We start from the raw sequence: 11,047 nt of genomic DNA on the forward strand, positions 1-11,047 counted from the left end.
TACTTGTGGAAGTTCCAGCGCGGCTCCCCAGCCTCGCCCAGCGTCTGAGAAATCCAGCGGTAGAGAGGGTGCGCTTTTGCGCCCACCACATGCTCCTTGCCGGTCATGGGGAAGTTGACGCCGAAGCGCACCTCGCAGAATTGAAGGATCTCCTGCTCGCTGCCGGGTTCCTGCCCGCCGAAGTCGTTGGAGGGCACGCCGAGGACGATCAGGCCCTTGTCGCGGTACTGCTCCCAGACCGCCTGGAGGTTCTCGTACTGGGGCGTGAAGCCGCACTCCGAGGCGACGTTCACCAGAAGCACGGGCTTGCCCGCGTAGGACTTCATGGGCAGGTCGCCGCCCTCGATGGCGGTGAAGCTGAAATCGTGAGCCGAAGTGGCTGCTGCCTCGTTCATCGTGAGCCCTCCCATCATCAACAGGGCCAAAACCGCCGTTAGGATGCGGCGCATGGTCTGATCTCCTGAATCATGCCGTACCAAAAGCTTCAGTCAAAGATCTAGCCCGTCCCGCGCGCAGGTCAAAGGCCGGCTTCGCGGGCCTCCTCCAACAGGTCCTCGAGAGCCTCGACGCTTTCCGCCTCGATCACGCAGCGCGCGGTCTGATAGTCGAAGCCGCGCCGCGCCAGGGCGGCCAGATCGCGCTCGCGCCGGGCTTCCCGCTCGGTCTCCGCCCGGTAGGGGCCGAGCCTGCGCCGCCTGGCGTAGTTGGCCGCCGCCTCCAGGTTGGGCGCCGGGCGCTCTTCTACCAGAAGGTCGATCGCGGCCTCTATATCCTCGTCGCCCAGGCCGTCCTGGCGCAGTTTGCGGGCCACGGCGGAGAGCGCCTGACCCTTGGCGAAGTGGCTGCGCGCCCGGCTCTCCGCCACCAGGCGGTCGTTCAGGACGCCCGCTTCCTGCAAGCGGAGGATCAGCGCTTCGATCCAGCGCCGCCCTTCTTCGGGGTCTGTGCCGTGGACCCGCTCGCTGTCCTGCACGCGGCGCAGCAGCAGGCGGCGCAGACGCCCCGAAGCGCCGCCCCAGCGGTCCAGGTACCAGAGCGCGACGCGCTCCAGGTATTTCTCGGTGACCTTCTTGGGCCCGCGCGGCTTCTTCCGCTCTTTACGCTCTGCTCGCTGTTCCATGACGGGAATCATGGCACGGGGCCGATGCGGGTCGCCAGGGCTTCAGCTTGCTATTCGACGCCCGGGCCGGTGCGGGCCGCCAGGGCTTCAGCTTGCTTTTCGGCGCCCGGGGGCTTAAGTGGAACCGCATGACGGCACCCTCCAACAGTCATCCGGGGCCGCGCATCTTCGGCGCGGTCAACTGGCGCGGATTCTGGACGCTCTACGTGAAGGAGGTCAGGCGCTTCTTGAACGTCGCGACCCAGACCATCGTCGCGCCCATGATCACCACGCTGCTGTTCCTGGCGATCTTCACCCTGGCGCTGGGCGGGCGCGCCCGTGCGCCGGGCGACGTTCCCTACGATCTCTTCCTGGCGCCCGGCCTGATGATGATGGCGATGGTGCAGAACGCCTTTGCCAACACCTCCTCTTCGATCCTGATCTCCAAGGTGCAGGGCAACATCGTCGATGTGCTGATGCCGCCGCTCTCGCCGCTTGAGATGACCATGGGCTATGTCATGGGCGGCGTGACGCGGGGCCTCTTGGTCGGCTGTTCGGTGGCGCTGGCCATGTGGGTCTTCGTGCCGCTGTCGCTGCCCCATCCGCTCGCAGCGCTCTATTTCGCCTTCATGGCCTCCCTGATGCTGTCGCTGATCGGCATGCTGGGCGGCATCTGGGCCGACAAGTTCGACCATATCGCGGCGCTGACCAACTTCGTGATCATGCCCTTTGCCTTCCTTTCCGGCACCTTCTATTCGATCGAGCGGCTGCCGGGGGTCTGGTACGAGGTCGCCCACATCAATCCCTTCTTCTACATGATCGACGGCCTGCGCTATGGCTTCATCGACCGGGCGGACGGCGATCCGCTGCTGGGCGCTCTGGTTCTGCTGGCGATCAACGGCGCGCTGGCGCTGGCCTGCTACCGGGCGGTCAAGACCGGCTGGCGGCTGAAAGCCTGAGCGGGGAGGCGCGCGGTGCCGGACCAGCATCCCTCCACCGCGCGCGCCGCAACTGAACCCGGTCTGGGCCCGCGTCTCTTCGGCGCGGTCAACCGCCGGGGCCTCTGGACCCTTCTGCTGCGCGGCCTGACCCGCTTTTTCAAGATGCCGCTGTCTTCGGTCGCGGGGCCCATCGCCTCCCAGGGGCTGTTCCTGGCCGTCTTCGTGGTGGCCTACAAGGCCGATGTCCTGCTGGCCGGAAGCTTCCCGCCGCTGACCTTCGTCGCCCCTGGCATCATCGCCTTCTCCATGACCCACACAGCCTTTGAACAGGGCGCCTTTCCGGTGCTGTTCGACAAGCTGGAGGGCATGATCCAGGACGTGATGATGGCCCCCTTAACGCCGCTGGAGGTGACGCTGGGCTATGTCGGCAGCGCCGCCTTCAACGGCCTGTTCCTGGGGCTTTGCAGCCTCGCCATCGTGACGCCCTTTGCGGGATTGACCTATGACCAGCCCTTGGCGGTCCTCTATTTCGCGGTCATGGGCTGCATGCTCTTTGCGCTTCTGGGCGTGGTGGCGGGCCTCTGGGCGGAGAAGTGGGACCGCTATTCGGCGGTCGAGACCTTCCTCATCCTGCCGCTCGGCATGCTTTCGGGCGCCTTCTTCCCGCTTACCTCCGTGCCGGAAAGCTGGCAGGCGCCCTTGCGGTTCAACCCGGCCTACTACGTGATCGACGGGATGCGCTACGGCCTGATCGGGCGGGCGGAGACCGATCTTCTGCTGGGGGCTGGATACCTGCTGGTTTGCAATCTGCTGCTGGCGCTTCTGGTCTCGCGCCTCTTTGCACGCGGTTACAAGCTCCGCAGCTAGCCCTATCCAGCGGAGCTGCGCGGATTTCGCAAGGCTGCTCAAGGGATTCCCTTCCTTGACAGCACCCCGGCGTTTCGCAAAAGTTCCGCCTCTTCCGCGTGGCCAAGCGCGGCAAACCCGGTTACCCCCGGATAACGAAGGAGTCAGGCCAGATGATTCCGGCCATCATGCCGACCTACGCGCGGCTCGACCTTGCTTTTGAGCGGGGCGAAGGCGCGTACCTCTTCACCAGCGAGGGCGAGCGCTACCTGGACTTTGCCAGCGGCATCGCCGTGACCTGCCTGGGTCACAGCCATCCCCATCTCGTGGCGGCGCTGGAGGAACAGGGGCGACGACTCTGGCACACCTCCAACCTCTTCCGGATTCCCGAGGGCGAACGCTTGGCCGAGCGGCTGGTCGAGGCGACCTTCGCCGACACGGTCTTCTTCACCAACTCCGGCGCGGAAGCGATGGAGTGCGGCATCAAGCTGGTGCGCAAGTACCACGACGACACCGGCAATCCGAACCGCTACAAGATCATCGCCTGCAACGGCGCCTTCCATGGCCGTACGCTGACCACCATCTCCGCGGCGGGCAACGAGAAGTACATGAAGGGCTTCTTGCCCGCGGTCCCTGGCTTCAAGCAGGTCGCCTTCGGCAACCTCAACGAGCTGCGCGCGGAGATCGACGACGAGACGGCGGCGATCCTGGTCGAACCGGTGCAGGGCGAAGGCGGCATCCGTCCCGCCCAGCTCGACTACCTGCGCGCGCTGCGCGAGGTCTGCGACGAGTTCGGCCTGCTGCTCTTCTTCGACGAGGTGCAGTGCGGCATGGGCCGCACCGGCAAGCTCTTCGCCCATGAGTGGGCGGGCGTGACGCCTGACGTCATGGCTGTCGCCAAGGGCATCGGCGGCGGCTTTCCGCTGGGCGCCTGCCTGGCCAGCGAGAAGGCGGCGGTCGGCATGACCGCGGGCACGCACGGCTCCACCTATGGCGGCAATCCGCTCGCCATGGCCGTGGGCAACGCCGTCCTGGACGTGCTCGAAGGCCCCGGCTTCCTGGAGGGCGTGGATAAGGTCTCCCGCCGTCTCTGGGCGCGGCTGACCGATCTGGTGGACCGCCATCCCAAGGTGCTGGCCGAGGTGCGCGGCGCGGGCCTCATGCTGGGCCTGAAGTGCCATGTCCCCAACACCGACCTGATCGCGGCGCTGCGAGAGCGCCACATGCTGACCGTCGGCGCGGCGGAGAACGTGATCCGTCTTCTGCCGCCGCTGATCATCAACGAGGGGCACATCGACGAGGCGCTGGATACCCTGGAGGCTGCCTGCGCCGCCGCCGCCGAGGAGGCCTGAACCGTGTCTGAGATCAAGCACTTCCTGGACATCGACCGGCTGGACGGGGCGACGCTGCGGCGCATTTTGGAGGACGGCAAGGCCTTCAAGGCGGGCAACCCCGAGAAGCCCTCGACCCGCACGCGGGTCTCCTTCGAGGTCGGGATCACGCAGCTCGGCGGGCATCCCGTGGTGCTGGAGCCCTCGGGCAGCCAGTTGGGCCGTGGCGAGACCATCGCGGACACAGCCCGCGTTCTTTCGCGCTACGTGGATGCGGTGATGATCCGCACCACGCGCGAGGAGAAGCTGCTGGAGCTGGCCGAGTTCGCGACCATCCCGGTCATCAACGGCCTGACGGACCGCACGCACCCCTGCCAGATCATGGCGGACATCATGACCTTCGAGGAGCACCTGGGGTCCATCGAAGGCCGCGTCGTGGCCTGGTGCGGCGACGGCAACAACATGGCGGTTTCCTGGTTGCAGGCGGCGGCCCGCTTCGGGTTCGAGCTGCGCCTGGCCTGCCCCGACCGGCTGCGCCCGCCCTCCGACGCGGTCAACTGGGCGCGCGGCGAGGGGGCGAGCATCCATGTCAGCGATCAGGTGCAGCAGGCCGTGGCGGGCGCCGACTGCGTGGTCACCGACACCTGGGTCTCCATGGGTGACGACGTCGGCGACAGCGAGCGCCGCATGAAGCTGCTGGCCCCCTATCAGGTCGATCACAAGGTCATGGAAATGGCGAGGGAGGGTGCGATCTTCCTGCACTGCCTGCCCGCCTACCGCGGCAAGGAAGTCTCGGCCGAGGTGATGGACAGCCCGGCCTCCAAGGTCTGGGACGAGGCGGAGAACAGACTGCACGCACAGAAAGGTATTCTGAACTGGTGTCTTACCTAAGCGATACTGCAAGCAACGGAGAAACACCGCCCAACGGTCAGGCCGACCAGATCAAACCCTTCATGGTGGAGACCGCCGGCGTTCGCGGGCGGCTGGTCCAGCTCGGCGACGCGGTGGAGGAGATCCTCTCGCGCCACCCCTATCCCGCGCCGGTCGCAGCGCTGCTGGCCGAGATGCTGGCGCTGACGGCGGCGCTGGGCTCGCTCCTGAAGCTCGAGGGCGTCTTCACGCTCCAGACCAAGGGCGACGGGCCCATCTCCCTGATGGTCGCCGACATGACCGCGGAGGGGCATCTGCGCGGCTATGCCGACTACAAGGCCGAGGCCTTCGAAGGCGAGCAGGAGCGCCAGGACCTGGGCCAGCTTCTCGGCAAGGGCTACATCGCCTTCACGGTCGATCAGGGACCCAACACGGAGCGCTACCAGGGCATCGTGGAGCTGCGCGGCGCGCGCCTCTCCGACTCCGTCCAGTACTATTTCCGGCAGTCCGAGCAGCTTTCGACCGCGCTTTCCGCCGCCGCCGGCAAGAACGAGGCGGGCAGCTGGCGCGCCGGGGCCATCATCCTCCAGCAGATGCCGCCGGAAGAGGCCAGGGAGCAGGGGCTGGAGAAGGAGAGCGAGCGCGAGGAGGGCTGGCTCCACGCCCTGACCCTCATGTCGACCACGAAGGAGGAGGAGCTCCTCTCGCCCGAGCTGACGCCCAACGAGCTGCTCTACCGCCTCTATCACGAGGACGGCGTTCGGGTCTTTCCGGGCCGGCGCCTCGGCTTTGGCTGCCGCTGTTCGCGCGAGCGGGTGGAGAGCGTCCTCAACTCGATCCCCGATGGCGACCTTGAGGACTTGAAGCTGGACGATGGGCGCGTGGAAGTGGTTTGCGAATTTTGCCGCACCGCGTACCATTTCGACGATGTCGATCTGGCCGAGATCAAGGCAAAGGGTCAGACCCGCAACTGAGCGGGTGGCCCGACAGACGCCTCGATGACGCCGGGATTAAGGAGAAACCTTTTGGGGGAGGTTGCTCGATCCATGCTGTCTCTGAAGAGCATTCCCGTGCTTTTGGCCGCGGCGGTCCTCCTCGCGGCCTGTTCCACCCCGCCGCCCGGCAACGCCTTTCCCGAACAGAGCTGGGCGCACAAGCCGAAGATCAAGCTCCTGGTCGGCGAGATCGTGGTCGAGCAGAGCTACCGCGACCGGGTCGAGCCGCCCAACGCCGAGCGTCAGGCGCCGCGCACCCCCTCCCAGGAGATGCGGAACTGGGCGCAGCGGCGGCTTCTGGCCGCGGGCAGCGGCGGACGCGCGACCCTGACCATCTCCGAAGGCTCGATCCTCCAGACCGACCTGCCCGCCGGCAAGGGCACCTTCAGCTTCTTCAGCTCCTCGGCCGCCCGCCGCTTCCAGGGCACTTTGATCGCCTCTCTCACCATCACCAACGGCTCCGGCGTCACCGTGGGCCGGGTTGAGGCTCAGGCGCGTCAGACCACCGAGTTGCCGCAGGGCATGACCCTCAACGAGCGCGAAGAGGCGCTCTTCGACATGGTGCAGGCCCTGCTGGTCAACATGGACCGGGAGATGGAGAGCCAGATCAACCGCCACCTCTCCGATTACCTGGTCCCCTAGGCAAGGCGGTTCCTTGGAGGCTTCGAGGCTCAGAGGGCGTCGGCAGCCTCGCTGGAGAGCCAGTCCTTCAGCTTCAGCAGGAAGGTTTCGCAGGCCGCGACCTGATCCAGCGCGATGAACTCGTTGGGCTTGTGGGCCTGCTCGATGGAGCCCGGACCGCAGATCACGACCGAGTATCCGGCGTCCTGGAACATCCCGCCCTCGGTAGCGTAGGAAACGCATTCGCAGGCGTTATGGCCGCTGAGGCGGCGGGCCAGTTCCTCTGCCGGACCGCCTTCCTCGGGGCGCAGAGGCGGCGCGTTCGCGATCCGCTCGGTCACCACATCGGCCTCCGGGAAGGCGCGGCGCAGCTCCGGCAGGATGCGCTCTTCCACGCCTTCCTCGATGCGCTTCAAAATGGCGCCGGGGTCGTCGCCGGGCAGCAGGCGGAACTCCCACATCAACTCGGCGGCGTTTGGGATGATGTTGACCGCCGTGCCGCTCTGTATCATGCCCAGGTTGAAGGTGGTGTAGGGCGGCGTGAAGGGGCAGTCGGGCGAGGCGCCGTCGCGCTTCTCCTCCGCGATCTCCGCCAGGAGCGCGCCGAAGCGGGCCGCCGCCATGCTGGCGCTGGCGCCGATGTTGGGCAGGCTGGAGTGGGCCTCGCGCCCCGTGATCCGGGTCTTGAAGGCCGAGATGCCCTTGTGCGCGTTCACCACCTTCATGGAGGTCGGCTCGCCCACCAGCACGATGCGCGGGCGCGGGGCGACCTTGTCCAGGCCTTCGATCATCGAACCAACGCCCTGACAGCCGACTTCCTCGTCATAGGAAATGGCAAGCTGCACCGGACGCTTCAGCGGCGCTTCCAGGAAGCGCGGCGCGAGCGCAAGGGCGATCGCGATGAAGGACTTCATGTCGCAGGTCCCGCGCCCGAAGAGCTTGCCCTCGGCCTCCGTCACCTGGAAGGGGTCGCTGTCCCAGGCCTGCCCGGCCACCGGCACCACGTCCGAATGGCCGGACAGCACCACGCCGCCGGGTCGCTCGGGCCCGAGCGTGGCGAAGAGGTTGGCCTTGGTGCCCTCGGCATTCTCGAAGCGGTGGGTTTCCACGCCGAGATCGGCCAGATAGCCCTCCACGAACTCGATCAGGGCCAGGTTCGACTTGGCCGAGGTGGTGTCGAAGGCGATCAGGCGGTCGATCATCTCGCGGGGGGCGATGGCAGAGGGCGCGGCTGTGGTCATGGCGGTGTAAGCCTTCCGGTCAGATTGAGGGGGGTCAGGCGCGCCAGAACGCGGGCAGGAAGAGCACCAGAACGGTGAAGAGCTCCAGGCGTCCCAGCAGCATACCGGCGGAGAGCAGCCACTTGGCGCCGTCCGGCAGCGGCTTGAAGGTGCCGGTGGCGCCGATGATCTCGCCGAGGCCCGGGCCGACGTTCGAGATGGCCGTGGCGGCGCCGGAAATGGCGGTGGTGAAGTCCAGCCCGAGCAGTCCGAGACAGACCGCCAGCACGGCGAAGGCCACGCCATAGAGGAAGAAGAAGCCCATCACCGACTGCGCGACGCCCTCGGGGATCGGCTTTCCGGCGTAGTAGGGGATGAAGACCCCGTTCGGCTGGATCAGCTTTCTGAGCTGGCTCTTGGCCTCGGCGTAGATCACCTGAAAGCGGAAGATCTTGATGCCGCAGGTGGTCGAGCCCGCGCAGCCGCCGACGAACATCAGCACGAAAAGCAGCGCTGCGCCGAATCCGCCCCACTCGCCGAAATCGGAAGAGGCGTAGCCCGTCCCGGTCATGATGGAGACCACGTTGAAGACGCTGTGCCGCACCGATTCATGCAGGTTCGGATGATGCTCGTGCTTCAGCAGCCAGTATGTCGCCAGCAGGCTGCCGACCAGCAGGATCGCCATCATCCAGCGCACCTGTCCGTCGCGCGCCAGGCTCGTCACGTCGCCGCGCAGGACGCGCAGATAAAGCACGAAGGGCATGGAGCCCAGGATCATCGTCAGGATCAGGACCCACTGGGTGGTCGCCGCGTCGAAGTGGCCGACCGAGGCGTCATGCGTGGAGAAACCGCCGGTGGAGATGGAGGTCATGGCATGCGCCACGGCGTCGAAACCGCCGACCCCGGAAAACCAGAGCAGGATCGCGGTGAAGACCGTCAGGCCGGCATAGACGATGGCGATTTCGCCCGCCATCTGGGCGGCTCGCGGCAGCACCTTCTCGGAGGTATCAAAGGCCTCCACCTTGAAGATCTGCATGCCGCCGACCTGCAGGATGGGCAGCACGGACAGCGCCATGACAATGATGCCGATCCCACCCAGCCACTGCAGGATCGCGCGCCACAGCAGGATGCCCGGCGGCGCTGCGTCCAGCCCGACGATCACCGTGGAGCCGGTGGTGGTGATGCCCGACATGGACTCAAAGAAGGCGTCGGTGATCGAGAGGTCGAGTTGAGAAAAGGCGAAGGGCAACGCGCCGAAGGCCGCAATCACCAGCCAAGCCAGCGCCGTCATCAGAAAGGCTTGGCGCAGGGAAAAGGAGTTAAGGCTCGCCCTCGTCGTCAGCATCATGGCGACGCCGAAGAAGAGCGTCACGGCGGAGGCCGTGACGAAGACCTGCCAGTCCCTGTTCCCATAGGCGGCGTCGACCACCGCCGGAAGCGTCATGGCGAAGGCCAGGATCGCCAGAAGGATCCCCAGCACGAAGACGACGGGTCTTAGATCCATTCCGCGCCTATCCTGTCCCCGCTTTCCAGCATGATGGGATCATAGCACCAGAAGGCGGTGCGGTGGCTCAAGCAAAATGAGAAAGACGGCGCGATCGGGTGCCGCGGCGCGCCGGTCAGCTGATCGCGCCCAGGTTCGTTCCCTGTCCTGGGTTGCCGACCAGCGATAGGAACTCGCGGCGGGTCGAGGCGTTGGAGCGGAACAGCCCCAGCATCGTGCTGGTCACCATGGTCACACCGGCTTTGTGGACCCCTCGGGTGGTCATGCACTGGTGCGCGGCCTCGATCACCACGGCCACGCCCTTGGGCTGCAGCACCTCCTGGATGGTCTTGGCGATCTGGGCGGTCATCTTTTCCTGGATCTGCATGCGCTTGGCGTAGGCCTCCACGACCCGCGCCAGCTTGGAGATGCCGACCACCCGGCGGTCGGGCATGTAGGCGACGTGCGCCCGGCCGATGATCGGCGCCAGATGATGCTCGCAATGGGACTCAAAGCGGATGTCGCGCAGCAACACCATCTCGTCATACCCCTCGATCTCCTCGAAGGTGCGCTGCAAGAGCTCGACCGGATCCACGTCGTAGCCGCCGAAGAACTCCTCGTAGGCGCGGACCACGCGGTCCGGCGTGCCAAGCAGGCCTTCCCGGCTGGGATCGTCGCCGGCCCAGCGGATCATGGTTCGGACCGCGTCCATGGCTTCCTCGCGGCTGGGGCGCTCCACCTTGGGGGTGTTCGTGTCCGCTTTGGAGACCTCAAGGCCTGAGATGGGTTTGATGCTGCTGGTCACGTCATCGGGTCCTTGGATTGTGTTGTCGCGCCGGAACGTCGGTAGATAGGGCATCTGCCCTCTGCGTCAATCGGACTCTTTCGCGTTCCGGCCTTCCGGGCAAGAGAGACCTTCAATTCAGTTTGACGGGCTGGTGCGGGCTGTCCAGGGAGAAAGCCGGAATCGCGACTTCGAATCTGCGCCCGGCGCGGTCCGTCATCTCGTAGTGCCCCACCATGATGCCCGAAGGCGTGCTCAAAGGGCAGCCGCTGGTGTACTGGAAGGCTTCGCCCGGCGGCAGTGTCGGCTGTTCGCCCACCACCCCGGGTCCAGCCACCTCCTGCACCCGCCCGGTGGCGTCGGTGATGTGCCAATAGCGGTTCAAGAGCTGCACCGTGTCGTCGCCCATGTTCTCGATGTGAACCTGATAGGCCCAGACGTAGTGGTCCTCGTCCGGAGCCGACTGATCCTCCAGATAGTGCGGGCGCACGGTGACGCGGATGCTGTCTGTGGTCTTGCTGTACAAAAGCTCGGACTCGCCGGTTTTTCCTAAAGAACGCTACAGAATTATTTAGGTGGCCGCGGGAAAGGGGCAAGCACGCAAAAACCCGCACGCCGGTCCCTTCGCTGGCGGAGATCAGCCGCGTGGATCAGAAGCGTTACTTCGACGTGAAGGCAGATGTCCTGCCGGGGCTCCAGAAGCTCGTCGATCACGAGGACCGGATCGTGGCCACGCTTCAGCCGACCGAGGCGCTTGCCGCCATCATGGGCGAAAACGGAACAGGCTATTCCGTTTTGAAAAGCGACCTGTCGCGCGACGAGCTTCGGCAGCGCTTTCAGTCCGGAGACCTGCGCAT

Annotated in this window: 13 protein-coding genes; 7 read left to right on the plus strand and 6 right to left on the minus strand. The window is 66.1% G+C overall.

Annotated elements, in window-relative coordinates:
* Nucleotides 1–449 (minus strand): glutathione peroxidase (locus P8X75_13930; GenBank protein MEJ1996282.1); only part of this gene is annotated, 449 nt, incomplete at its 3' end.
* 68 nt (nucleotides 450–517) lie between these two features.
* On the minus strand, nucleotides 518–1,120 hold the full coding sequence (locus P8X75_13935; protein ID MEJ1996283.1) for a RecX family transcriptional regulator: 603 nt from the start codon (nucleotides 1,118–1,120) through the stop codon (nucleotides 518–520).
* Between the two features lie 128 nt (nucleotides 1,121–1,248).
* Here P8X75_13935 and P8X75_13940 point away from each other — a divergent pair, with 128 nt between their 5' ends.
* The 6 genes from P8X75_13940 (at nucleotide 1,249) to P8X75_13965 (ending at nucleotide 6,724) form a co-directional block, all read left to right on the plus strand.
* Nucleotides 1,249–2,058 (plus strand): ABC transporter permease, encoded by an 810-nt coding sequence (locus P8X75_13940; protein ID MEJ1996284.1) that lies wholly within the window; start codon nucleotides 1,249–1,251, stop codon nucleotides 2,056–2,058.
* 15 nt (nucleotides 2,059–2,073) lie between these two features.
* Nucleotides 2,074–2,907, plus strand: coding sequence for an ABC transporter permease (locus tag P8X75_13945; protein ID MEJ1996285.1), 834 nt, complete (start codon nucleotides 2,074–2,076; stop codon nucleotides 2,905–2,907).
* A 152-nt stretch (nucleotides 2,908–3,059) separates the two neighbouring features.
* On the plus strand, nucleotides 3,060–4,238 hold the full coding sequence (locus tag P8X75_13950) for an aspartate aminotransferase family protein (protein ID MEJ1996286.1): 1,179 nt from the start codon (nucleotides 3,060–3,062) through the stop codon (nucleotides 4,236–4,238).
* Nucleotides 4,239–4,241: 3 nt separating this feature from the next.
* Complete coding sequence (argF, locus tag P8X75_13955; protein MEJ1996287.1) at nucleotides 4,242–5,108, plus strand: ornithine carbamoyltransferase; 867 nt, start codon at nucleotides 4,242–4,244, stop codon at nucleotides 5,106–5,108.
* A complete protein-coding gene (locus tag P8X75_13960; protein MEJ1996288.1) occupies nucleotides 5,096–6,061 on the plus strand; it encodes an Hsp33 family molecular chaperone HslO in 966 nt (321 codons plus the stop codon). Before argF ends, P8X75_13960 begins: the two co-directional genes overlap by 13 nt.
* Before the next feature lie 72 nt (nucleotides 6,062–6,133).
* The gene (locus tag P8X75_13965) at nucleotides 6,134–6,724 is read left to right on the plus strand and encodes a hypothetical protein (GenBank protein MEJ1996289.1); all 591 of its coding nucleotides are present in this window, start codon (nucleotides 6,134–6,136) and stop codon (nucleotides 6,722–6,724) included.
* A gap of 29 nt (nucleotides 6,725–6,753) precedes the next feature.
* On the opposite strand, the gene argE is transcribed toward P8X75_13965, so the two are convergent.
* The 4 genes from argE to apaG form a co-directional block, all read right to left on the minus strand.
* Entirely contained in the window at nucleotides 6,754–7,944 is a 1,191-nt protein-coding gene (gene argE, locus P8X75_13970; protein ID MEJ1996290.1) for an acetylornithine deacetylase, read from the minus strand.
* A gap of 34 nt (nucleotides 7,945–7,978) precedes the next feature.
* Nucleotides 7,979–9,427, minus strand: coding sequence for a TrkH family potassium uptake protein (locus P8X75_13975; protein ID MEJ1996291.1), 1,449 nt, complete (start codon nucleotides 9,425–9,427; stop codon nucleotides 7,979–7,981).
* Nucleotides 9,428–9,542: 115 nt separating this feature from the next.
* Entirely contained in the window at nucleotides 9,543–10,118 is a 576-nt protein-coding gene (folE, locus tag P8X75_13980) for a GTP cyclohydrolase I FolE (GenBank protein MEJ1996292.1), read from the minus strand.
* Between the two features lie 205 nt (nucleotides 10,119–10,323).
* On the minus strand, nucleotides 10,324–10,716 hold the full coding sequence (gene apaG / locus P8X75_13985) for a Co2+/Mg2+ efflux protein ApaG (protein MEJ1996293.1): 393 nt from the start codon (nucleotides 10,714–10,716) through the stop codon (nucleotides 10,324–10,326).
* A 119-nt stretch (nucleotides 10,717–10,835) separates the two neighbouring features.
* Here apaG and P8X75_13990 point away from each other — a divergent pair.
* Nucleotides 10,836–11,047, plus strand: a 212-nt coding sequence (locus tag P8X75_13990) for a hypothetical protein (protein MEJ1996294.1), incomplete at its 3' end; no start/stop codon positions are given.

It is taken from the genome of Limibacillus sp. (assembly GCA_037379885.1).
GTDB lineage: Bacteria > Pseudomonadota > Alphaproteobacteria > Kiloniellales > CECT-8803 > JARRJC01.